Below are 25,609 nucleotides of genomic sequence, written 5' to 3' on the forward strand. Positions count from 1 at the left end.
GATCATTCCGTTGCTGTTGTGGCAACTTTTATATAATATCACTTAAGTTATTCACTGTCAATAACTTTTTTAATATTATTTTCGTTGCTATCAGAAGCAACTTTTATAATATAACATTTCGTCACTCGCGTGTCAATGACTTTTTTCAACATATTCATGATGATAAGCTGTCATTCAGCAGCAACGAATATAAATATACCACGCTGACTTAAGAAGCACAAGTATTTTTTCAAAAAAATTACTAGATTAATATAGAAAAATAGAGCCCTGCTTCACCGCAAGGCTCTATAGAAGATAATTATCACTATTCCTGTCCTACTTCTTGTAAATAAGTAGTTAAGTTATTCTTATTTACGATATGAAGAATATCGGTATGTTCCTTTGGGTGTTGCATAGCTTGCATCATCATATCACCTACTACTGGATAATAATGAAATGCATCAAAAAAGTAATCCATATTAGTAGTTACAGGTGTGCTTCCTTGGAAGCTATATACTTCCCCAAATACATCTACCATTTCCTTATACCAACGATTATACGCATCTCTATGATAAGGACTTGATAGAATAGTATTCAACCTTTCTTCAGGCATTGGATCGGTGAACACAACGAATTTTGTATTTGGAAAAGCATTCTTCAAATCTATTAAACGTTTCTTATAATTTTCATTATAGGCGACTGGCTGATTCGCTCTCTTATTAAAGGACTCCTCGAACTTATCTAAAATAATAGGCAAACGCTCATTCGAAAAAGAAGTTTGAGCTACATTATCTCTTGTATAGCTTCTTGGACCATCGTATTTGTTCTCTTTCGAAATCTCATAATTGGTAATAGCCGATTCTAGTGTTTTCTCAGAAAATAGCGATGTGAATTTATAAAAAGGGTTCTCTGCTATATCTATATATATAGACGCTGCTCTTCCTGTGTTAGTAACTTCACCTGCATTATATGAATTTTGATAGAGTTCCATATAAATCGTATCAAAATCTTCTCCCTTCTTCTTCGCTGCATATTGTATGAAAGGTAAATACTCATCAATATGCAAAGAGCTAAGAGAATAGTTAAATACTTTCTCACCTTTAAATTCACGAGAATCCATATACGTTACTCGACTAGTTCCTATTAATAAGCTGTCATAATCGAACTTTCTACTATTGATATAATTTGTTTTTTGTTGTCTTTCATCAAAGCCCACTTGATAATCATTATAATCATTTTTGTGCTCAAAATTCCAAAGAGGGTCTATCCAGTAATTAAAGCCCATTACCCCAAAAGCCGGTATACCTACAACGACAATTGTTGTAAGAACCAATCGTATCATCCATTGCTTCGAATTCATGTAATCACACCTTAGTTAGAAATTGAAATATAGAAACACACTGTTTCTTTGCATATAAAATACAGTGACCAAAACAAATAACAGCAACAATTGACATGTGAAGATGTAACGCCATTGTAATTTAAATTGTTCTAGCCATTGAATAGAGTTCTTCGCAAAGAAAGCAACAAGTAACAGAAGGATAATCGTTAGAATCGCAACTTTTGGGTTATTCAGTGTGAAAAGATTAAAATCAAATGTTGCAGACTGAACGAAATGTCTCATCGGATGTGTAAAAAATGTAGTCATTTCATGCCAGTTTGGTTGAAACATTTTTAAGAGAATTGTATTCGCTTGTTCAACAGTCGTAGCTCGAAAATATACCCACGCAATGTTTACAAATTGAAAAGTAATAAACCACGATACCCAATAAGGCAGTGTAATCTTTGTTTTTGACCATAACCTTAAAACTATGGAAGCCAAACCATGTAGCGTTCCCCAAATAATGAAGGTCCAACCCGCTCCATGCCAAAATCCACTAACAAAGAAAACTAAAAATAGATTCACATATGTTAAAACTTCACCTTTACGACTTCCTCCTAATGGAATGTACAAATATTGTGTAAGGAATCTCCCTAACGTTGCATGCCATCTTTTCCAGAAGTCTCTTATATTTCTTGATTTATAAGGAGAGTTAAAATTAATTGGTAGTTTAATGTTAAAGAGTAGCCCTAAACCAATTGCCATATCACAGTAACCGCTAAAATCGAAATAAAGCTGAATAGTATATGAAAGTGAAGTAATCCATGACTCGACAAACGTTAACGCTTGATAGTGTAGATAGCCATCATTTACCCAAATAGCAACCGTATCAGCAATAGCTACTTTCTTAACCAAACCGATGAAGAAAATAAAAAGCCCCATAGAAACATTATTCCAGTTAATACGTCGATTCTTCTCCTCTTCGAACTGAGGAATAATCTCTTTATGTTGCACAATTGGTCCAGCAATTAATTGTGGGAAAAATGTTGCAAAAAGAGCAAATGTAGAAAAACTATATTTCTTCGTTTCATGTCGATAAGCATCTACTAAATAGCCGATTTTTTGGAAAGTAATAAAACTTAATCCTAGAGGAAGAACTAAATGTAGCAAGTGAAAGTTTGTACCTGCAACCGCATTTACGTTACTAATAAAGAAATCTGCATATTTGTAATAACCCAATAAACCTACATTAAATAAAATCCCTATCGTTAAATATAACTTACGCCTTTTCAACACCGAAGTATCGATTATTAAGCGTCCCATCAAAAAGTTAAAACAAATCGAAAATGCAATTAAAATTAAATAACTTGGATTAAAATATCCATAGAAAAATAAGCACGACACCACTAACCAATAAATAGATAGCTGCTTCTGCTTGAAATGATTCAACAGAAAATACCCACTAAAAACAATTGGAAGGAACAAAAAGATAAACTCAAACGAATTAAATAACAATCCCATCACTCACTTTGTTTCGGTCTTGAATATGTCGAATATTCAGTATTGTAAGAACACAAAACCCCTTAGCTAGATCAACATTTACTATCCCGGATTTGAATACCCCACTTTCTGACTCAGTCCGCAATATTTCTGTATAATTAAAAAATTCCGTATTTTATACAACTATTCTGTATATCATCTAACGCAGAGATTCCTTGATAGATATTACCACCATTCTAAAAATCTATCAATAATATACGATAAGTAGCCATATAAAGCTATTTATTCATTCTGACCACCTCAAAAAAAGAGAGAAAAGAATTCTATCATCCTCTTCTCTCTTTAATTTGTCTATCTATAATTAAGCCATATTATTCAATTGTTCATTCACTTGCTTACGAAGAGCCATTTTTTGAAATTTACCAACAGATGTTTTCGGAATTTCATCTAAGAATAAGACATCATCTGGTAGCCACCATTTCGCAAATTGAGGTCTTATAAATTCTTGCAGTTCTTCTTTCTCTACTTTGTTTTTATAAGCATCCTTCAATACAACACAAGCTATCGGCCGCTCCTGCCATTCTTGGTGTGGAACCGCTATTACACACGCTTCAAGAACAGCTTCATGTGCCATTAGCGCATTTTCTAAGTCGACGGATGAAATCCATTCACCGCCGCTCTTGATTAAATCTTTCGTGCGATCAACTAGCTTGACCACTCCTTCTTCATCAACAACAGCGACATCTCCGGTGTGAAGCCACCCATCCTTAAACGCATCTTTCGTACGATCATCTTTATAATATTCATTGGCAATCCATGGACCACGAATGAGCAGTTCACCCATTTCAACGCCATTCCACTTTACTTCTCCTTTATCACCAATAACTTTCATTTCTAGCCCCGGCACTAACATGCCTTGTTTTGCACGAAGATCTAATAATTCTTCTTCACTTAAATCAGTTTGATAGCTTTTTCTTCTAGATAATAAAGCAATTGGCGTTGTTTCAGTCATGCCGTACGCATGAAGGAATGGGATTTTATATTTTGTTTCAAAGATACGAATAATTCCTTTCGGAGCAGCTGAACCTCCACAAAGAACCGCTCGCAAAGAAGATGTATCATAGTTTCCTTGCTCTAACACTTGTAGTAACCCAATCCATATTGTTGGTACACCAGCCGTTACTGTTACTTTTTCTTGTTCAATTAACTCAGCTAGTAACTTCGGATGAAACTGAGGTCCTGGAAAAACTTGCGTGCTTCCAAACCATGTACATGCAAATGGCATTCCCCACGCATTCACATGAAACATTGGTACTACAGCCATCGCAATATCACTTTCAGATAAACCTACCGTATCAGTCAATCCTAAAGCAAAAGTATGAAGCACAATACCACGATGTGTATATACAACTCCTTTTGGCTTACCAGTTGTAGCAGATGTATAGCACATACCCGCTGGTTCATTCTCATCAATATCTGTAGCAAATGCATAGTTTGGATCTTTATCTTCAATTAGTTTCTCATAGGAGTAAGCAGGGCTGAGGGATGTTTCTGGCAATTCTTCTTGATCAGTCATAATCACATATGCTTTAACTGTTTTAAAATGGTGATGTATTTTTTCTACTAGAGGTAGGATATCTTCATCAATTAGTAACACTTGATCTTCCGCGTGATTAATAATGTAGGTAATATCTTCCGGTGAGAGACGAATATTAATTGTATGCAGGACTGCACCCATTCCAGGAGCCGCAAAATAAGCCTCTAAATGACGGTGATGATTCCAAGCAAGTGTTCCAACGCGCTCTCCTCGCTTCACCCCTAATCCTTCTAAAGCGTGAGCTAGTTTACGAGTACGTTCTCCTATTTCCTTATATGTCAATCGGTGAATCCTTGAGTGTGTTCGTGAAATAACTTGTTTCTTCGCAAAATATTTTTCTGCTCTTTCTAGAAGCGATCCAACTGTTAAAGGCACATTCATCATAGAGCCTTACTCCCTTCAATTTTATAAGAACTTCAATATATTGCATATTCACGATGCTGGTGACATCAAAGTAGCTAACACAATTACCCTCTTTGCTTATTTATAGATTAACGTGCGGCATTATCACTCGAAAGAATATCTTCTAATTGCTTTCTCAGTATGAACTTTTGTATTTTCCCGCTCGCGTTACGAGGCATTGTTTCACAGAATATATACTTCCTAGGTCGCTTATAATTCGCGAGCTTCTCACTGTTCTTGCAATAAGCTTCTAAATCTTCCGCTGTCATCGTCTCATCCTTTGTCACAATGAAGGCAGTTACGATTTCTCCCCAGTGCTCATCTGGTTGACCAATAACAGCAACGTCTAGAACACCTGGATATTCATAAAGCAAATCTTCTACTTCTCTTGGATATACATTCTCGCCACCACTAATAATCATATCGTCCACTCGATCTTTCACCCATAAATAGCCTTCATCATCCAGATAACCAATGTCACCAGAATGATACCAACCTTTATAAAGCGCTTTCTTAGAATCCTCCTCTCTTTGGAAATATCCTCTCATAACACATGGACCTTGAACGATAATTTCTCCTGTTTGACCATTTGGTACTACATCATCTGGTTCTGATGGACCATCTTCATTTGGTCTCACAATTCGTATTTCGTGATTGAGACAGGCTTTTCCTGCTGAACCTGCTTTTCTTATCTGATCATCTTCAGCTAGAAATGTAATAGCTGGTCCCATCTCAGTCATACCATAGGCTTGTACTTGTTGAACGCCTAGTTTCTCACGACAAGCTGTTACTAAAACTGGAGCCATTGGAGCCGCACCATACAGCCCTAGCTTCATACTAGATAGATCATATTTCTCATAGTTCTCTTGCAGTAACATATTCCACATAGTTGGAGCGGCAAAAAACTTAGTAATGCGCTCTTTCTCAATCGTTTCAAGAGTCTTAACTGGATTAAATTGGTGCATTATTACATTCGAAGCTCCTGAATGAACGCGTGGTAAAAAAGCAACATGTAATTCCGCACAGTGGAACATTGGAGCAATAATTAAACCACGATCATTAAACGTTATTTTCGTATTTTGAATCGCTAGCATACTTTGCTCGACCATATCACGATGACGATGAATAACCCCCTTAGGTCTTCCAGTTGTACCACTAGTGTACATAATCGCATAATCATCATTTTCATTCATATCTTCCATAATTTCTTCAGTGGGAGCTTGTTTTACTTTCACTTCATAGTCTACTGCATAGTTTGGTGCCTCATCGTCGGTATACCAGAAAGATATATGAGGGAAACGATGTTCAATTTTTGCTACTACGTCTTCTAAAGCTTGTTCAAAAAGTACCACTTTCGGCGTCGCATCTTCCAAAATATAAGCTACTTCCTCTGCCATTAAACGGAAGTTAATTGGGTTAAAGATCGCCCCCAGCTTAGCGCATGCAAAGAAGGTTGTTGCCAACTCTTCACGATTATAAAGAAATGTAGAAACACGGTCTCCTTTCTTCACTCCTTGCCCCTTTAACGCATTTGCCAGTCGAGTCACTTCCTCACTCCACTCTTTATATGTGTAGCGATTATTACTTCTAATATCATATAACGCTTCTTTGTTTGGATAATTGCGTACCGTTAATTCAAAGATACTCCCAATTGTCATACTCATTCTAATTGCCTCCCGTCTATTAATCTAATCTTTCTATAATCGTTGCATTTGCCATGCCATAGCCTTCACACATCGTTTGTAATCCGTAGCGACCACCTGTTCTTTCTAGCTCACTCATCATAGTTAACATTAATCTCGCACCACTTGCCCCTAGTGGATGCCCAAGTGCAATAGCCCCTCCACAAGGATTTAATTTCTTCGGATCAGCACCTGTTTCTTTCAGCCATGCAAGAGTAACAGAGGCAAAGGCTTCGTTTACTTCGAATACATCTATATCATCAATCGATAAACCTGATTTCTGTAATGCTTTTTGTGTTGCTGGAATAGGACCCGTTAACATTAAGGTTGGATCAGAACCTACGACCACTCTCGTATGGATAAGGAAACGAGGCTTCATTCCAAGTTCTTCAGCTTTCTCTCTACTCATAATAAGTAGCGCTCCTGCTCCATCACTAATTTGACTAGCATTACCTGCATGAATAGATCCACCTTCTAGGAATGCTGGTTTTAATCCACTCAACACTTCTACTGTTGTTCCTTTTCGTGGACCTGCATCATGTCGGACAATTTCTATTTCTCCCTCTCCAACAGTTACAGATACAGGCATAATTTCTTTATCAAAATAGCCCGCTTCTTGTGCCTTTAATGCTTTTTCATGACTTTCAACAGATAAAGCATCAAGATCTTCTCTTGTAAACCCGTACTGTTCTGCTATTCTTTCCGCTGATAATCCTTGATTAATAATTTCGTGCTGACTACGTAATTGTTCGCTCGGTTTCACACCTTGAAAATTCGATCCCATTGGAATGCGTGACATACTTTCCACGCCTCCAGCAATCACAATATCCATATCACCAGCAAGAATGGCTTGTGCAGCGAAATGAATTGCTTGCTGACTAGAACCACATTGACGATCAATCGTCGTTCCTGGAACTTCGATAGGTAAACCAGCAATTAACGCCGCTACTCTTGCAATATCATTCGCTTGCTCTCCGACCTGAGTCACACACCCTAAAATGACATCATCTATTAAATGAGGATCGATTCCAGATTTGTTAACCAACTCTTTAATAACAAGCCCACCTAAATCATCCGCTCTAAAATCTTTTAAATAACCATTTCGTCTTCCAACAGGTGTTCTTATACCTTCCACAATGACCGCTTGTCTCATTCTTGTTCTCTCCCTTTCTATAAGCCTAAATTTTTCGCAATAATCGTTTTCATAATTTCATTCGTTCCTGCGTAAATGCTCGCTACTGGAATATCACGATATCTTCTAGCAATCGGATATTCTTCCATATATCCATAGCCACCATGCAATTTCATACATTGAGTCGCTATTTCTCTTGCCACCTCTGTCAACTTCCACTTTGCCATCGATACTTTTGTTACAACATTTTCTCCTGCTATATGCTCTGCTATTAAAGAATCTAGAAACGCTCTACTCATTTGAATATCCGTCGCCATTTCAGCGATTTTGAATTGCGTGTTTTGAAATTGACTTATATTCTTACCGAAAGCACTACGTGATTTTACATATTCAATAGTTGAAGAAAGCATTTCTTCGGACGAAATTTGTGCGCCAATCGCAACAAGAAGTCGTTCCTGCTGTAGCTTCTCCATTAAATAAATAAAACCTTTTCCCTCTTCTCCTAGTAGATTCTCTTTAGGAACTCTACAATCTTCAAATATTAACTCTGCAGTATCTTGGCAATGTAGGCCGACTTTATTTAATTTTCTACCGCGTGAAAAACCAGGTGTATCTCTTTCAATAACTATTAAACTTACACCTTTATGTTTTGGAACTACTTTCGTATCGGTTTTCACCGCTACAACAATTAAATCCGAATGAATACCATTTGTAATAAATGTTTTTTGACCATTTACAATATAATGATCTCCATCTAATACAGCCGTTGTACTAATCCCAGCTAAATCAGAACCAGCACCTGGCTCTGTCATAGCAATCGCTGTAATACATTCCCCTGTTACACATTTCGGTAGCCAGCGTTCTTTCTGTTCTTTCGTTCCATATGCCGTAATATAAGGAACAACAATATCGTTATGCAGCCCAATCCCAATTGTCCCTGAGCCAACACGCTCGATTTCTTCATTAATAACTACAGAAAAACCCCAGTCCACATCACTGCCACCGTACTCTTCTGGAATATCCGGACATAGAAAACCTTGTGCACCCATCTTCTTCCAAAATGATCGTGGAATGATACGATCCTCTTCCCACTGCTCATAATATGGATACGCTTCTTTCTCTAAAAATTTTCTAAAAGATGCGCGGAAAATTTCATGTTCTTCATTTAAATATGGATGTTTCATCACTATACACTCCTTCGCTTCTATAAAAATCTTTTATTCATAAAATGCAATTCCTATGCCAAAGCATATATAGTCATTCTATCGCTACCTCATACCACCTAACTTGTTTATCCCAAATACATGCATGAAAAAAGGTGTCCATTTATAGGACACCTGCATTCGTTAATTGATATTTTTTTAATTTCTCATAAAGACTGGATCGACTAATTCCTAGTAATCTAGCAGCTTCTGCTTTATTCCCTTTTGTTTGCTTTAACGCTTTCTTAATTGCATTAATCTCCGCATCCTCAAACATCGTCGTATCTGGTTGCTCTAATTGCTTTCTCTCGATTTGTTTAAGCATATACTCTGGCAAATCTTCAATTTGGATGCTTCCATGTTCAGCGAATGTCATCGCACGCTCTAGCACATTCTTTAATTCTCTAACATTACCTGGCCAATGATAAGATAACATCGTTTTCTTAGCCTCTTGATCAAAGCCCGTAATACTTGTTTCAAGAACACGATTTAATTCTTCCATAATATGCACAATCAAATGCTCAATATCGGCTTTTCTTTCACGAAGTGGTGGTACGTGTAACGAAATAACATTTAAGCGATAATACAAATCTTCCCGGAACAAACCATCCTTCACCATTTGTTCTAAGTCTCGATTCGTTGCTGCTATAATCCTAACATCTACTTGAATTTTCGCAGTTCCACCTACACGATAAAACTCTCGATCTTGTAAGACACGAAGTAGTTTCGCTTGTAGCGTAAGAGACATATCACCAATCTCATCTAGAAATAACGTACCTCCATTAGCTAAATCAAACTTCCCAATTTTCCCTCGCTGTCTGGCTCCTGTAAAGGCTCCTTCTTCATAACCAAAAAACTCTGATTCTAGCAAATCCTCAGGAATGGCCGCGCAATTAACAATTACAAAACGATCATCTCTTCTTGCACTACTCGAATGAATCGCATGGGCAAATAATTCCTTACCCGTTCCGCTTTCACCGCGGATAAGAACAGTCGACCGACCTTTGGCAGCTTTTTTTCCACTCTTCTTCAATTTATCCATTTGAGTATCAACTGAATAGATTTGATCCCATGTATACTTAGCTGTTTCTGTCTGCTTATATTGTTTATGGTAGTAGTCCGCTTTACGCTCTGCTTTCTGCCATTTCTTAAATAGTTGACCTACTTCATTTAATTGTCGAAACATCACTTTACCAATCGCACCTATGACTTTTCCATCATGAATAATTGGAATGCGATGGACAATGTACTTAATACCTTGCTCTTCCTCAAAATCGCTGAAATCTGCTTCTTGTGTTTCAAATACATGAGCTAGCTGTAATTCTGGCAAAACCTTTGAAACAACTTTACCTAATACATCTTTCTCTTGTAAACGAAATAACTGTAACAATGACGGGCTCACCATCTGAACAATCCGTTTTTCATCTATTGTAATAATGCCATCATAAGCATGATTTAATGTTGTTTGTAACGTTGTTTTTAAGCTTTTAACTGTTTCTAGCTCTTCCGCCATTCTTTCTAATTCGGGCGTCTCTTGAAATAGTACAATAAATCCTTTCTCCATAGCATTTCTTTGATAAGGAGATAAGAAAGCAATCGCTTTACTATTACGAAGTGTTATAGACATATAATTTTGACTCGATTGTAATGGAGCTTTAAATTCAGGAAAAACATAATGAAGTTGATTTCCAAGCATTTGATTAGCATTCTTTCCGCTCATTCGATGCAAAAGATCATTCACATACGTAATATGTAATTGTTCATCTGTCATGATGACACCTATATGAGCATGTTGAATAATGGTTTCAAGCTGCTCTTTTAAAAAGTTCGTTGATTCAAAAAGCGACAATACCATATCTGTTTTGGAAAACAACCCAATCACTCTATTATCCTCATCCACGACAACTGCTGTTCCAACCTCACTCGTCTTTGCTAATTCCACTATTTCATCAAACGGGGTTTCGATGTTAATCGTTATAACATGGTTTTTTATATACTTTCGAATTGGAGTAGTGAGTTTTACTTCATCCATAATCATTTGATGCATATTTCGTCTCGTAAACACACCTTGCAATATGCCCTCTTTATTTGTTACCGGCAATAGGGTGAATTTCTGCCCTAGTAATAAAGCAGCAGCTTCTTCAAATGTGGTTTCTTCACTTATCTGCCTTTGAAAACGAGAAACTTTTTTTCGAAATTCCACCATACTACTCCTCCCCCTTACCAACCTTAATATTTCCGAATATTAAGAAACTAACTCTATTTACCCTATCATAATTTTCCAATCAAGCAAAGGCATCTTATACCCACTCTCATAAATTAATAACCTCTTATCGTGAAATTTGTTACTCTGTTACACAAAATGTATCAGGTTACAGCTTCATACCGTCTGTGTCTAAAAGCCGTTTTCCTATTCCAAAATAGCTTGCATCTAGCCTATACTCTAGTTGTAGCAAGTTAGTACATACGTATGTTAAGAGATTCACAAAAATACTTAATGAGGTGACAGAAGTTATGAAAAGAGATTACATCGATACTAAAGATTTTACGAAAGAAGAAATTGTACAGTTAATTGAACTTGGTTTGGAATTAAAACAATCTATTAAAAACGGCTATTATCCTGAATTATTAAAAAATAAAACATTAGGTATGATCTTTGAACAGTCTTCTACTCGTACTCGTGTTTCTTTTGAAACAGCGATGACTCAACTTGGTGGCCACGCACAATATTTAGCTCCTGGTCAAATCCAACTTGGCGGACATGAATCAGTTGCTGACACAGCTCGCGTACTTTCCCGCTTAGTAGACATTATGATGGCTCGTGTAGAACGCCATGAAACAGTTGTTGAACTTGCTGAAAACTCAACTATTCCAGTAATCAATGGTATGTCTGATTATAACCATCCAACACAAGAACTAGGTGATGCAATCACAATGTTCGAGCATCTACCAGCAGGTAAAAAGATTGAAGATTGCAAAATCGTGTTCGTAGGTGACGCTACTCAAGTTTGTGCTTCTACAATGTTCATGGCTACGAAACTTGGTATGGACTTCGTTCACTTCGGACCAAAAGGATTCCAATTACGTGAAGAGCATTTAAAAATCGCTGAAGAAAACTGCAAAATCTCTGGTGGTAGCTGCTTAGTAACAGAAGATGCTGATATCGCACTTGCTGGAGCAGACTTCATCTATACAGACGTTTGGTATGGCTTATACGAAGCTGAGCTTTCTGAAGAAGAACGTATGAACGTATTCTTCCCTAAATACCAAGTAAATGCTGAAATGATTAGCAAAGCAGCTCCACATGTAAAATTCATGCACTGCTTACCAGCAACTCGTAACGAAGAAGTAACAGATGAAGTGTTAGATGCAGACTACTCAATCGTTATTGATGAAGCTGAAAACCGTCTAACTGCAATGCGTGCATTACTGGTTTACTTCATGAACCCTTCTTATTACACAAAGAATGAAGAACCTAAAGTGAAAGAACTGGTGATGAGCTAAATTGAAATGCGAAAGCCTCCGTTTAGCAACGTATGGACTGGAGCATACCGAACGAGATAAAGGATACACGAAGAGCTGATAAGCGATTCGATGTTGACTTATCGTAAGGAGGAGTGTGAAGTCCACTAGTTGCTGGAGGCTGGAGCTAGACACCACACTTAATTTTACGCTTTCTATCACAAATAATGAGGAGAGGGAAACTACACTTCCCTCCCCCCACTTAAAAAAGGAGTGGGCATTTTGCAAAAGAAAAAATTTAGGTTATTTGATGCTGTATTAATGGCCGTTGTTGTTATCTTAGTTGTAGAATCTGCCGCACCAGCAGCTGCAATCGGCTCTTCACAATTCTTCTGGTGGATCGCCATGCTAGGACTATTCTTCCTACCTTATGGTTTAATTTCCGCTGAACTTGGAACTACATACGATGACGAAGGTGGAATTTATGATTGGGTAAAAAGAGCCTTCGGTAAAAGTTGGGGCGCTCGCGTTGCTTGGCTATATTGGATTAACTACCCGCTTTGGATGGCAAGCTTAGCTGTTCTATTTATGGAAGTATTCAAGCAGATTTTCTCAATTAATCTTAGCACGCCTGTTAATATTGCCATTCAGTTAATCTTTGTTTGGGCTGTTGTTATGGTTAGCTGCTATCCAGTCAGCGACAGTAAATGGATTCTGAATGCTGCTGCATTCTGTAAATTAATCATTATGCTTAGCCTTGGTGGAATTGGTATTTATTTCGCATTCACAAATGGACTTGCTAATGATTTCTCTGGTGCAGCTTTATTACCAAGTTTTGATGTAACAAGTTTGTCTTTCATTTCTGTTATTCTATTTAATTTCTTAGGCTTTGAAGTAGTAACTTCATTCGCAAGCAGTATGGAAAATCCCAAAAAACAAATTCCACAAGCCATTATCTATGGTGGAGTTTTAATTGCTGTTTTCTATTTACTTGCAGCATTCGGTATGGGAGCAGCTATTCCTACAAGCGAACTTTCTACTTCTGGTGGTTTAGTTGATAGCTTCATCATTATGCTTGGTGGCATTAACCCATTTGTCATCATCATAGGTATTATGTTTATGTATACACTTGCAGCAAACCTTATCTCTTGGGCACTTGGAGTAAACTATGTAGCAATGTATGCAGCTCGTCATAATGATTTACCTAAAGCATTTGGAAAAACAAGCAAGAAAAATGATATGCCAGTTGGAGCAAGTATCATCAACGGTATCGTTGCATCTGTATTAATTGTAACGGCTCCTTTAATTCCGAATGAAAATATTTTCTGGGCATTTTTCGCATTGAATGTAGTAGCACTTCTAGCATCTTATATTATGATGTTCCCTGCATTCCTTAAATTACGTCGAATTGACCCTGACAGAGAACGTCCATTTAAAGTTCCTGGTGGGCCAGTTCTAATTAGACTAATGACATACGTACCAATGGTGTTATTAATCATTACATTGATTTTCTCTGCAGTACCTTTAAACGGATCAGCTGCCGAAATGGATGAAAAAATACCGATTTTAATTGGTTCTGTTTTAGCCGTAATTATAGGTGAAATCTGCATCAAGATTGCAAGAAGACAAAAACAAAGCGTTGAGACAAAAGATCAGGTAAAAGGAGAGGTAGAACATGAAAGTCATTGATAGTACAGCAAAGAAAGATGGATTCCGCATGCCAGGAGAATTTGAAAAACACCGTGGTTGTTACATTATTTGGCCAGAACGCCCTGATAACTGGCGTCTAGGTGGAAAACCAGCACAAAAAGTATTTGTTGATGTCGCAACAGCGATTTCTAAATTCGAACCAGTTACAGTTGGAGCATCAAGCGAGCAATATGCTAATGCTCGTCACATGTTACCTGAACAAGTACGTGTAGTTGAAATCGACAATGACGATTCATGGGTACGTGATTCCGGACCTACTTTTGTTGTAAATGATGAAGGCGATGTTCGTGGAATTGATTGGACATTTAACGCATGGGGTGGTCTTGAAGACGGCTTATACTTCCCTTGGGATAAAGATGATCAAGTTGCCCAAAAAATCTGTGAGTTAGAAATGAGCGATCGTTATCGCCTACCAGATTTCGTTCTTGAAGGTGGTTCTATTCACGTTGATGGTGAAGGTACACTAATTACAACAGAGGAATGCTTATTATCTGAAGGTCGAAACCCTCAACTTTCAAGAGAACAAATTGAACAAGTATTGAAAGAATACTTAAATCTTGAAAAAGTTATTTGGTTAAAACGAGGTATTTATTTAGATGAAACAAATGGTCATGTCGACAATATCGTTAACTATGTTCGTCCTGGTGTCGTAGCGTTAGCTTGGACAGACGATGTGAATGATCCACAATATGAAATCTCGAAAGAATGCTATGACATTTTAAGCAATTCAACAGATGCTAAAGGCCGTAAATTAGAAGTTCATAAAATTCATGTACCAAAACCAATTTTAATTACAAAAGCAGAAAGTGAAGGTGTCGATGCTGTTGATGGTACCCTTCCACGAGAAGAAGGAGACCGTTTAGCAGCAAGTTACATCAATTACTATACTGCAAACGGCGGCGTAGTCTTCCCATTATTCGATGATCCTAGAGATGAAGAAGCACGTCAAAAATTAGCAGAACTATACCCAGACCGTGAAATTATAGGTGTACCTGCACGCGAAATTTTACTTGGTGGAGGCAATATTCACTGTATTACACAGCAAGTGCCACTGGGTTAATTCAACTAACTAAATAAAAATACCAATAACCATCAGTGTCCTTCACTGATGGTTCATTTAATCATAATACAAATTAGGAGGCTTCATTATGACACCAACTGCTACAGCTATAGCTCCAGAAAGACCTAAAGTACAAACAGTAACACAAAGAATTGTCGTTGCTCTTGGAGGAAATGCCATTCTTTCAACCGATGCATCCGCTCAGGCTCAACAAGAAGCTCTAAATAAAACAGCCGAGTATTTAGTCCAATTCATTAAGGAAGGTCATGACTTAATCATTTCTCACGGTAATGGACCACAAGTGGGTAACTTATTACTCCAACAAATAGCCGGTAAATCTGAGAAAAACCCTCCCCTGCCGCTTGATTCATGTGTTGCTATGACACAAGGAAGCATCGGCTATTGGATGCAAAACGCAATTGGTAAAGCAATGAAAAAACATGGCATCCAAAAGGATGCTGTATCGATTATTACACAAGTCATTGTCGATAAAAATGACCCTGCATTCCAAAATCCAACTAAACCTATCGGCCCTTTCTTTACACAAGAAGAAGCTGAATACGAAATGCAAAAAAACGGATCCATCTTCAAAGAAGACGCTGGTCGTGGCTGGAGAAAAGTCGTTCCTTCCCCTCGCCCACACAGCATTCATGAACATCGCGTTATCGACCAACTTGTAAGAGATGGCATCGTAACAATCTCTGTAGGTGGAGGTGGCGTTTCGGTTATCCAAGATGGAAGCGATTTAGTAGGTGTAGAAGCTGTCATCGATAAAGATTTTGCGTCACAAAAACTAGCAGAACTAGTAGATGCTGACCTATTAGTAATCTTAACAGGCGTTGATAACGTTTATATCAATTACAATCAACCAAACCAAGAAAAACTAGAGCATGTAACAGTCGCACAAATAGAAGAATATATTAGACAAAACCAATTCGCACCTGGCTGTATGCTACCTAAAGTAGAAGCTGCCATTGAATTTGTAAGAAATCGTCCTCAAGGAAAAGCAATTATTACATCTCTTGAAAATATTGAAGCTATGTTAAATGAAGGAGCAGGAACAGTTATTACTCTGTATTAAAGAAAAAAATGACACCGGTCCTTTTTCAATAGAAAAGAAAAAGGGCCGCGTGCTCCGTATTTTAAAAGACACTTCCATAGTGTCCTTTTTTATTCATAAAATCTCTATTTTTTTCTAAAAAACTATTATTATACTAAAATAGAAAATGTTCAGAAGGCTTGGAAGGAGCAGATTCACTATGCTATTAAATAGCTCACCAAAAAAAGATGGGTTTAGGATGCCCGGCGAATTCGAACAACATGAAGCATGTTATATGATTTGGCCAGAGCGTCCAGATAATTGGAGGTTAGGAGGCAAGCCGGCACAGCATTGCTTTGTAGAAGTTGCATGTGCCATAAGTCAATTTGAACCCGTAACGATGTTAACCTCTCACCATCAATATTTAAATGCACGAAACATGTTACCTGATCATATACGCGTCGTTGAAATGAGCAATAATGATTCTTGGATTCGTGATTATGGTCCTAGCTTTCTTATCAACCATCATGGAGAGCTCCGCGGTGTTGATTGGCGTTTCAATGCATGGGGTGGTTTATTAGATGGCCTATATTTTCCTTGGGATAAAGATGATTTAATGGCGCAAAAAATTTGCGAATTAGAACATATTGACTGCTACTCTTTAGAGAATTTTATTCTAGAAGGCTGCTCCATCCATGTAGATGGTGAAGGTACTCTCATCACGACGGAAGAATGCCTTCTATCAGAAGGAAGAAATGGTCAGCTATCACAATCACAAATCGAAGCTGTCTTAAAAGAATACTTTAACGTCGAAAAAATCATCTGGTTAAAACATGGTTGCTACTTAGATGAAACAAACGGGCATGTTGATAATATCATCAACTATGTACGACCTGGTGAAGTCGTCTTATCTTGGACAGATGACCAAAACGACCCACAATATGAGATATCTAAAGAATGTGAAGACATTTTGATGAATTCAGTAGATGCACAAGGTCGACCATTTATTATACATAAACTGCACTGTCCAACACCTGTACTGATTACAGAAGAAGAAAGTAAAGGGATTGATGCCATTAATGGTACGTTCCCTAGACAAGCAGGAGATCGGTTAGCTGCAAGTTACGTAAATTACTATACAGCTAACGGGGGGATTATTTTCCCTTTATTCGATGACCCGAAGGATGAAGATGCACAAAAATTATTAGAACAACTCTATCCTGATCGTAAAGTAATGGGTGTAAAGGCAAGAGAAATTTTACTTGGTGGCGGAAACATACACTGCATTACACAAAACGTACCAAAAAGAGCGAAATAATGCGAGGCACAATAAAACAAGCCGTTTTTGAAACCTTTTCAAAAACGGCTACACATCCAAGTAGAAGTTTTATCTTAATAGAAGTTTTATCTTAAACAGAAACATGAGAATGATATCATGTATTTATATTAAGGAGGGCTAGAATGGATTTCTTTGAAATTTCTAGCAAAAATGTAGAAACCTTAACAAGAAATGAAAGAGCTTTATTCGACTTTGTTGTTAAAAATATGGACGCTATTAAAAATCAAAGTATTCGTGAAGTTTCAGCAGAGTGTTTTGTTTCAACGACAACTTTCCTTCGTTTTGTCCGAAAATTAGGTTTTTCTGGTTATAGCGAATTTACAACTGTTTTAAAGTTTACTTTATTTAATAAAGTAGAAGTAAAGCCCTCTCCATTTGTAGTAGATCAAAAAAAATATCGAGAGGAGTATTTAAAAAATATTATAGAATCTGTGCGCGTATTGGAAACAACAAAAATTGACACCATTTCAAAAAAATTACGCAATCATCCTAAAATCTATATCTTTGCTAAAAGACTAAGTAAGACAGTAGCTCGTTACGTGAAATATCTATACTCAACAAGCGGTTTCCTAGTGGAATTTCCTGAAGATCAACAATACCGTCAAGCGGTCATTCCACACATTGGCAAAGAGGATATTGTATTTATATTTACATATGACGGTAAGGATAGCGAACTCATTCAAATAGCTCAAAAGTTGCAAGCACTTAAAAACAGCCCTTTTATTATCTCTATCACAGGAGCAGATAATAATATCATTCAAAACTTAAGTGATATTAACTTATATATTTTCACCGATGAAATTGAAATGAATCAATTAGATATCACTTCCCGTATTTCAACCATCGCTATTATGGAGCTTATTCTATATCAATATATGGAGGATACACACCAATTAACATAATGACCACTCACCGTTTAAATCACTTACATATCTACTAAAAAAACATCCAAATGATGCATGCGAAGCACATGTATCATTTGGATGTTTTTTTATTTCCTAGCACTGCTGGCAACAACTCTCTTTCGATTTAACTTTATGAAAGATATACCAACAGAGCTTCCTAACCAAAAAATAAGACCTATAATAATGCTAGCTGCAAAGCTACCGCCTGCTTGTAAAATAGCCAAGACAGTAATGACACATACGAGGCACCCAATCATTCCATACACAGAGCCTTTCGCGATATAAGAAGCCTTCTTCGACCCTGATTTAATTCCAACCATTAACACAGCTGTAATCATAACAGCTGGAAAAGACGCAAAAATACCAGCAAGCAATTTCCAAGGTGAAACAACCGTAATTACATAACTAAGCATCACAGCCGTTCCTCCGAGTAGAAAACGAATGACTAAATCTCGATTATCCATAACGACAAGCCCCTCCTATAACTGTGATGTTATGATTACAACTGTAGCTGAAAACACTGCCCAACACATCATGGCACTTGTTAAACCTTTCTTCCAGCCTTGCTTCACTAATAATTGGCCAGCAATTATAGCAATGACTATATTAATCGCCATGCCAATTAGGGCTCCTTTAGACAATACAATCGAATGATTAATCAAAGCCTCTCCGTCAAAATCAAATGCAGCGGTTAACAAAGCAGCCAAGTATACAGCTGGAAATGCCGCAAAGATTCCCCCTGCTCGTTCTCCTAGCTTCTTACCGACAATTGTACATAACACGACAGCCGATCCCCCTAGCAAGAATCGAATTAATAAAGCACTTAAAGATAATTCAACCAATGAATTTCGCCTCTTTTGCTTTGGATTTCTTTCTCTCTTTTTAATATTGTGAAGTATGTAACAATTAATCCTTCCTCATTGTAACAGAACGATATTTGATTTTCACGCATTACAATAAGGAAACGCTATGAGTTATTGGTATAATTGGCAATTCCGTTATAGTACTTCAATTTTCAGTAAAAAGTCTACAAAACTGTACCATTGAATGTAATTTATTGTTATAATTCAAATCAACAAAGAGCATGGCACATGACCGAGCATAGTAGGTGTAAGGTTGGGCAGCGAAACAAAAAAGCTCTTCTTAAAGTCACCATGGACTATAAGAAGAGCTTTACTAGTAAACTTATTTCAAGAAAATGAAGTAAGCCAGGAATATTAATGATAAAACGTACATAAGTGGATGTACCTTCTTCGCTTTACCAGCTACAACCATAGTAACAGTATAGAATAAGAATCCAATTGCAATACCTGTTGCGATACTATATGTTAATGCCATCATTGCCACTGTAAAGAACGCTGGTACTGCTACTTCGAATTTATCCCATTCGATATCTTTTAATGATGTAGCCATTAGAACACCAACGATAATTAATGCTGGCGCTGTAACAGCAGAAGTAATAACTGATAATAATGGGAAGAAGAACAATGATAACAGCATTAAAATACCTGTTACAATTGCCGCAAACCCTGTACGTGCACCTGCTGCAACACCAGCAGTTGATTCAACGAATGAAGTCGTAGTTGATGTACCAAAGATTGCACCAGCAACAATTGCAAGTGAATCCGCTAATAAACCTCTACCGGCACGTGGTAATGTGTTACCTTTCATAATACCTGCTTGCTTTGTAACAGCTACTAATGTACCTGCAGTATCAAAGAATGCTACGAATAAGAATGTTAAAATTACAATTAAAACATCACCATTTAATAATTGTGAAGGATCTTTAAATGCTTCAAAAGCTACGCCAAATGTTGGTTTAATGCTAGGAACAGCTCCAACAACTTGACCAGGAACTTGAATAAGGCCACAAAACATACCAACAATCGTTGAAATAATCATACCAATGAAGATACCTGCTTTAAATCCTCTTGTTAATAAAACAACCGCAATAACAACACCGAAAATAGCTAATAATGTATTACCATTTGTTAAATCACCGATACCTACTAATGTAGCAGGATTTGCAACAACGATTCCTGCACTTTGTAAACCGATAAATGCGATGAAAAGACCAATACCTGCGCCTACTGCATTTTTCAACTCAATTGGAATAGCATTAATAATTTTTTCACGAATACCAGAAAGAGATAAAAGAACGAAGATTACACCAGAAATTAAAACGCCTGTTAAAGCTGTTTGCCATGGTATACCAAGCGTTAATACCGCTGTGTAAGCGAATAACGCATTAAGACCCATACCAGGAGCAAGAGCAACTGGGAATCTAGCAATCAATCCCATTAAAATACTACCAACACCAGCCGCTAGTGCTGTTGCAACGAATACGGCACCTTTATCCATGCGAAGCGCATCTGGAAAGTCCGCAATATCTGCTAATGTTAATACATTAGGATTTACTACAAGAATGTATGCCATTGCTAAGAAAGTTGTAAAACCACCGATAATCTCGCGGCTATAACTAGTGCCTAGCTTATCAAATTCAAAATACTTCTTCATTTTCCGTTTCCCTCCGAAAATTTGTCGTTAAGATACTTTTGGAATCCCTTTTCTCATACAAAAAGCTCCGTCTATAACTAGAACGGAGCATGACAATCAATGAAAAAGTAAACATACCTATCGATAGAGAGATTCATATATTGAAAATCACTAGAATAATAGGTAGACATTTCATCGTAGTCAAGCCGTTCATGGCAGCTTGGTAGAAACTTTTGGGCCATATCCCCAAGAATATACGACTAAATATATAGTTTGATATAATTTCTGTTATCATAGTACCAACTCAAAAATTAAAAGTCAAGCAAAAAGACGAACATTAAATGTTCCGAAACTTTTAAAGTTCGTCTTCTGTTCTATTTCACACAATTCAGACACAAACAAGCCACCCAATAAACGGTATTTTTTGTATATGTTAGGAATGTCACGAACTACTTTATGAGCTTCCCTAAAGAAATATTCCCATCCAATCGTGCATTTCTATATGAACCTTCTATATTAAAAATGATATATACTTCGTCTCCATGCTGTTTTCTTCCACATAACAGCTAATATCATCTCTAATACCCCCACCAAGAAAAAAATAGGTTGTAAAACGGATAATAAACCAATTAATGCAACTTGAATAACAATCCAAACAACTAATACAAAGCCCATGAAGAAAATATATTTCCATACGTCCACACAGTTCTGTTTAATTGCAATCAGTGCGGTTATTGTTTGACCTAACCCAATAACGATGAATAAAAATAAACCTGGAACCATGTAATTAGGAAAAATCTCTTTTGGTAAAATATCTGTCGTCATTCCAACTGCATGTCCTGAAGGATCAGCAATAAAACCGAAACCTGCAGTTAATGCTCCAATTCCTGTAAAAAATAACAAAATGAGATTTAAAGTTTTCACCAATTTTCTATTTCTCATAAAAACCTCTCCTACATTTTTTCTGTCAATATAGTTTCTTTTCACTTAACGCCTATTTGTAAACCTGATTCATACAAATAAAAAAAGAGAATGTCAGCATTGTTCAAGCATCTGACATTCTCTTATTCAGTATTTATATTCGATTATTTACATGCACATTTTTTATGATAGTGTCTGCCTAAAGCATCCGCTGCTATCATAGCAGCTACAACATCATCTGGTTTTACATCAAATGGCATATTTCCCATTGTGTCGCTCTCTGCACATGCAATTTCAGCAACTTGTTGCAGTTGCTTAACATTTAACTCTTTCACACCTAATTCACCTAACGTAATTGGTAATCCTACGCTCACACAGAATTCAATCACTCGGTTTAGCTCATCAGACCCAATATTTTCAAGTACCAACTGCGTAATCGTTCCGAAAGCTACTTTTTCACCGTGATACATATGATGCGTTTCTGGCATCGCTGTCATTCCATTATGAATAGCATGAGCAGCAGCAAGACCTCCACTTTCGAAGCCAACACCACTTAAATATGTATTTGCTTCAATAACATTATCAACAGCTTTCGTAACTGTATGATTTTCTACTGCTAAAGTTGCTTTTAAACCATCTTCTATGATTGTTTCATAACAAAGCTTTGCAAGTGCAATTCCGGCTTTTGTTGGTTTTGCTCCCACAATTGTATTCCCATTCGAATTCAATGTTGCTCTCGCCTCGAAATAGGTTGCTAACGCATCACCAATACCTGCAATAAACAAGCGAACAGGTGCATTAGCTATAACTTGTGAATCGACAATAACCATATCTGGATTCTTCGGTAAAAATAAATATTCTTCGAAAACGCCGTCCTCCGTATACACAACACTTAACGCACTACATGGTGCATCCGTTGACGCAGCCGTCGGTACAATCACGACAGGGCACTTTTTATAAAACGCTACTGCCTTCGATGTATCTAATGTCTTTCCACCACCAACACCGATAATCACATCATAATCCTTCGCTACTTCTAACAATCTATTAATTTCTACTTTCGAACATTCTCCATTAAACTTTTCAATCGTACAAGGTGATCCATTTTCCTCAAAGCTTTTTCTTATTGTTCCACCTAATGTTTCAACGAGAAAAGCATCTACAAGAATAAATACTTTATCGCCTAGTGCACTTACATGGTTATAAATCTTTTCAAGCTCACCCTTACCTTGAATATACCTACTTGTTGAAATAATTACGTTTGTCATATATCCAGCTCCTCCTAATAACCATATTCAACATTTGTAGTTCCCCGATTTCTTTCTGTACAAACTTATCTCAAACGAAAAAATAAAAAGAGGATGGCCCATAAGTCAAATCTAGAATATTGGTTAGTGAATGTAGAAAAGAATGCTTTGATCTTTTAAGGTTAAGTTTTACCCTGTTCAAAAGTACTAAAAATCAACTATTCAAGTGACCTAACTGACCGATTGGATGTAGCATCTTAAAAGCATAAAGAGGCTTCCGAAAAGTGATTAAAAATCACTTTTCGGACAGCCCCCCTCTTTTATTATTCATTTACTGCATTTAATGGTTTCGCTTGTAGCTTCACTAGATAGCGCTTCGTCAAAATCGCTAGTAACACTTCCACAATAATCGCAAATAACACAATCACAAACACTTGATTTGAAAAACGATCAAACAACACACCGTACAACGACTGCCCAAGTGGATACGAACACATAACAATCGTTCCAACTAGCGCACTTACTTTACCTAACATAGCAGTAGGTGTTTCCGTCTGAATAAACGTCTGCGCAAAAATCGAGAAAATACCAACAGAAGCTAAACATAAAAATGTACTCAAACAAATGACAACATAAGCAAACATCGGATGTACATCTAGCCCTGATACGATTGCAATCGGAATTAAGACAATTCCGCCTAATAAAATGAATACATACGAGTTTTGAATGCTATATTTCTTCGATACTACACCAATTAAAAGACCTGCTGCAATGGCACCAATCGCTAAAATACTTTCCGCAATACCGTATAACTGAGAACTTAATCCAAGCTGTATTTTAATCAAATAAGGCAAACCAATCATTAACATTGATGAGAAAAATAAATTCAATCCAGCAACTACTAATAACACTTTAAAAACAATCGGATTATCCTTGCTTATAAAATGTAATGCTTGCTTTAAATCCGTCACAACCATATCAAGTACGTTCCCATTAAATGCTTGTTTCGTAAACGGAATACGAATAAAAACTTCTAATATTGCTGATATACCAAATGCAATAGTACTAACGATTACTATCGCCTTTAAATCAAAGAAACCATAAAACATACCGCCTAAAATTGGTCCTAAAAATGTGGCTAATGCGTTCACTTGAGCAACGACTCCATTCGCTTGCAACAAATGTTCACTCTCTACTAATATAGGCACACTCGATTGAACAGCTGGCTGATACATCGACTGAATGATAGAAAAAATGATCATCACACCAGCCACTAAAAAAACAATATGATCACTTCCTACTACCGTAAGAAATACAATACACACTAATGCCATTAAAGCGTCTAAACAAACCATTATATTTCTCCGATTTACCCGATCTGCTAACACCCCACCAATTGGTGATAACAAAATCGTCGGAATCATTGAGATTGCAAGAATGCTTCCGAAAGCAGTAGCAGAACCTGTCACATCTAACACGTACAATGATAGTGAAAAACGAAGTATTGAGTTTCCAAATAACGATATAATCTGTCCGATAACTAATAATGTAAAATCTTTTTGGAATAGTTTACTTTGCATAAAAAACATCTCCTTTTTCCTTAACAAACCGACCGGCGGTATGTATATACTAAATAATATACTGCCTCGTTAATAAGGCAGCTTATTTTTTAAATACAGTCTTTAAATAACTATGCATTGCTTGCAAAACTTCTTCATCCATAAATGGTACACCCATCTGATCCGTTAAATTTTTCAGGAACATGATTTTACGTTCTAACTCTTCTTCATTCTCTTTGATAATCATCGGGCTAAGCCAAATATTATTTAATAGTAAAATAACTTCACTGGCGCTCTTACTGTCTTCTACAGTTATAGAGCCATCTTTTTTACCTTCTTCGATTAAATCTTGAAAGAGAGGTACACCATATTTCATTGTCCCATGTAGTAATGTACTAACGAATTTAGGATTGTCAGCTAAAGAGATTGACATCTTATCAAACAGCTGTTTTTCATTAGCTTTGAATTCTTCACAAATGATTTTTTTGATTTTTTCCAATCCGTTTAAATCCTCGACATTTTTATACTTTTGGAACGTATTTCTTTCATTAAATCCTTTATCACCAATCGCATGCAGAATTTCTTCCTTTGATTTGAAGTGATGATAAATGGCTCCTTTACTCATGCCTAGTTCGTTAATAATATCTTGGATTGTTGTTTGTTCATAACCTTTCTCCAAGAATAAACGATATGAAATAGAAAGGATTTGTTCAATTGTTTTTTCTGGGTTTTTATTGCGAACCATGTGCTTATCCTCCAAACATACCACTGGTATGTTTAAAGGATAGCACTACAGATTTTGGATGTCAATGGGCGTATTTCTTTTTAAATAGCAAAAAACCTCGGAGCCTGAGGTTCCGAGGTTTAATTAGTTCTATTCCCACTCAATAGTAGCAGGTGGCTTAGAAGTAATGTCATACACAACGCGGTTGATGTGTGGTAAAAACATTGCTATATCAACGTTTTTAGCTCTTTCACACCAATTGACAAGAACTTACAAATTCTCATTTTACCCTAAATTAATATATCTCAATAGTAGCACGTTAAAAGCTCGCT

At 36.8% G+C, this 25,609-nt stretch carries 20 protein-coding genes, 1 pseudogene and 1 riboswitch; of the genes and pseudogenes, 6 read left to right on the forward strand and 15 right to left on the reverse strand.

The annotated features are described in order from the left end of the window. Positions 1-304: 304 nt before the first annotated feature. The 7 genes from TX86_RS24465 to TX86_RS24495 all read right to left on the reverse strand — a co-directional run bounded on the left by TX86_RS24465 (position 305) and on the right by TX86_RS24495 (position 11,021). Entirely contained in the window at positions 305-1,339 is a 1,035-nt protein-coding gene (locus tag TX86_RS24465; protein WP_042353021.1) for a hypothetical protein, read from the reverse strand. 15 nt (positions 1,340-1,354) lie between these two features. Beyond that, positions 1,355-2,815 carry an MBOAT family O-acyltransferase gene (locus tag TX86_RS24470; RefSeq protein WP_042353022.1) on the reverse strand — a complete coding sequence of 487 codons (1,461 nt, stop codon included), beginning with the start codon at positions 2,813-2,815 and terminating at the stop codon, positions 1,355-1,357. A gap of 346 nt (positions 2,816-3,161) precedes the next feature. Continuing rightward, on the reverse strand, positions 3,162-4,781 hold the full coding sequence (locus tag TX86_RS24475) for a long-chain fatty acid--CoA ligase (RefSeq protein WP_042353023.1): 1,620 nt from the start codon (positions 4,779-4,781) through the stop codon (positions 3,162-3,164). Between the two features lie 107 nt (positions 4,782-4,888). After that, positions 4,889-6,463 carry a fatty acid--CoA ligase gene (locus tag TX86_RS24480; RefSeq protein ID WP_042353024.1) on the reverse strand — a complete coding sequence of 525 codons (1,575 nt, stop codon included), beginning with the start codon at positions 6,461-6,463 and terminating at the stop codon, positions 4,889-4,891. A gap of 19 nt (positions 6,464-6,482) precedes the next feature. Further along, positions 6,483-7,634 carry a thiolase family protein gene (locus TX86_RS24485; protein ID WP_042353025.1) on the reverse strand — a complete coding sequence of 384 codons (1,152 nt, stop codon included), beginning with the start codon at positions 7,632-7,634 and terminating at the stop codon, positions 6,483-6,485. Positions 7,635-7,651: 17 nt separating this feature from the next. Beyond that, positions 7,652-8,797 carry an acyl-CoA dehydrogenase family protein gene (locus TX86_RS24490; RefSeq protein WP_042353027.1) on the reverse strand — a complete coding sequence of 382 codons (1,146 nt, stop codon included), beginning with the start codon at positions 8,795-8,797 and terminating at the stop codon, positions 7,652-7,654. Between the two features lie 142 nt (positions 8,798-8,939). Continuing rightward, positions 8,940-11,021, reverse strand: coding sequence for a sigma-54-dependent Fis family transcriptional regulator (locus TX86_RS24495; protein WP_042353029.1), 2,082 nt, complete (start codon positions 11,019-11,021; stop codon positions 8,940-8,942). Positions 11,022-11,329: 308 nt separating this feature from the next. On the opposite strand from TX86_RS24495, the gene ptcA reads away from it, so the two are divergent. The 6 genes from ptcA to TX86_RS24525 all read left to right on the forward strand — a co-directional run bounded on the left by ptcA (position 11,330) and on the right by TX86_RS24525 (position 18,327). Next, positions 11,330-12,319 carry a putrescine carbamoyltransferase gene (ptcA, locus tag TX86_RS24500; RefSeq protein WP_042353031.1) on the forward strand — a complete coding sequence of 330 codons (990 nt, stop codon included), beginning with the start codon at positions 11,330-11,332 and terminating at the stop codon, positions 12,317-12,319. A gap of 237 nt (positions 12,320-12,556) precedes the next feature. Next, complete coding sequence (locus TX86_RS24505; protein ID WP_042353111.1) at positions 12,557-13,966, forward strand: APC family permease; 1,410 nt, start codon at positions 12,557-12,559, stop codon at positions 13,964-13,966. Further along, complete coding sequence (aguA, locus tag TX86_RS24510; RefSeq protein ID WP_042353033.1) at positions 13,953-15,047, forward strand: agmatine deiminase; 1,095 nt, start codon at positions 13,953-13,955, stop codon at positions 15,045-15,047. Before TX86_RS24505 ends, aguA (TX86_RS24510) begins: the two co-directional genes overlap by 14 nt. 88 nt (positions 15,048-15,135) lie before the next feature. After that, complete coding sequence (arcC, locus tag TX86_RS24515; RefSeq protein WP_042353034.1) at positions 15,136-16,128, forward strand: carbamate kinase; 993 nt, start codon at positions 15,136-15,138, stop codon at positions 16,126-16,128. Between the two features lie 178 nt (positions 16,129-16,306). Next, positions 16,307-17,404, forward strand: a complete 1,098-nt coding sequence (aguA, locus tag TX86_RS24520; protein ID WP_042353036.1) for an agmatine deiminase — start codon at positions 16,307-16,309, stop codon at positions 17,402-17,404. Between the two features lie 143 nt (positions 17,405-17,547). Further along, the gene (locus tag TX86_RS24525) at positions 17,548-18,327 is read left to right on the forward strand and encodes a MurR/RpiR family transcriptional regulator (protein WP_042353039.1); all 780 of its coding nucleotides are present in this window, start codon (positions 17,548-17,550) and stop codon (positions 18,325-18,327) included. Between the two features lie 89 nt (positions 18,328-18,416). On the opposite strand, the gene TX86_RS24530 is transcribed toward TX86_RS24525, so the two are convergent. The 8 genes and pseudogenes from TX86_RS24530 to TX86_RS27665 all read right to left on the reverse strand — a co-directional run. Next, the gene (locus tag TX86_RS24530) at positions 18,417-18,794 is read right to left on the reverse strand and encodes a DUF3147 family protein (RefSeq protein WP_042353041.1); all 378 of its coding nucleotides are present in this window, start codon (positions 18,792-18,794) and stop codon (positions 18,417-18,419) included. A 15-nt stretch (positions 18,795-18,809) separates the two neighbouring features. After that, the gene (locus tag TX86_RS24535) at positions 18,810-19,172 is read right to left on the reverse strand and encodes a DUF3147 family protein (protein WP_042353043.1); all 363 of its coding nucleotides are present in this window, start codon (positions 19,170-19,172) and stop codon (positions 18,810-18,812) included. Positions 19,173-19,515: 343 nt separating this feature from the next. Beyond that, positions 19,516-20,847 carry an NCS2 family permease gene (locus tag TX86_RS24540; protein ID WP_042353044.1) on the reverse strand — a complete coding sequence of 444 codons (1,332 nt, stop codon included), beginning with the start codon at positions 20,845-20,847 and terminating at the stop codon, positions 19,516-19,518. Positions 20,848-21,004: 157 nt separating this feature from the next. Beyond that, positions 21,005-21,106: riboswitch (purine riboswitch) on the reverse strand. 236 nt (positions 21,107-21,342) lie between these two features. After that, the gene (locus TX86_RS24545) at positions 21,343-21,768 is read right to left on the reverse strand and encodes a hypothetical protein (protein ID WP_042353045.1); all 426 of its coding nucleotides are present in this window, start codon (positions 21,766-21,768) and stop codon (positions 21,343-21,345) included. Positions 21,769-21,911: 143 nt separating this feature from the next. Then, a complete protein-coding gene (locus TX86_RS24550) occupies positions 21,912-23,015 on the reverse strand; it encodes a glycerol dehydrogenase (RefSeq protein WP_042353047.1) in 1,104 nt (367 codons plus the stop codon). A 302-nt stretch (positions 23,016-23,317) separates the two neighbouring features. Next, entirely contained in the window at positions 23,318-24,574 is a 1,257-nt protein-coding gene (locus tag TX86_RS24555) for an MFS transporter (protein ID WP_042353048.1), read from the reverse strand. Between the two features lie 82 nt (positions 24,575-24,656). Then, positions 24,657-25,298, reverse strand: coding sequence for a TetR/AcrR family transcriptional regulator (locus tag TX86_RS24560; protein WP_042353049.1), 642 nt, complete (start codon positions 25,296-25,298; stop codon positions 24,657-24,659). 129 nt (positions 25,299-25,427) lie between these two features. After that, positions 25,428-25,493, reverse strand: a pseudogene (locus tag TX86_RS27665) (GMP synthase (glutamine-hydrolyzing)); the annotation flags it as partial. Positions 25,494-25,609: the final 116 nt, after the last annotated feature.

Origin of the sequence: Bacillus massiliigorillae (genome assembly GCF_000380245.2) — a bacterium.
In the GTDB taxonomy this organism is placed as follows: Bacteria; Bacillota; Bacilli; order Bacillales; family DSM-1321; genus Bacillus_AD; species Bacillus_AD massiliigorillae.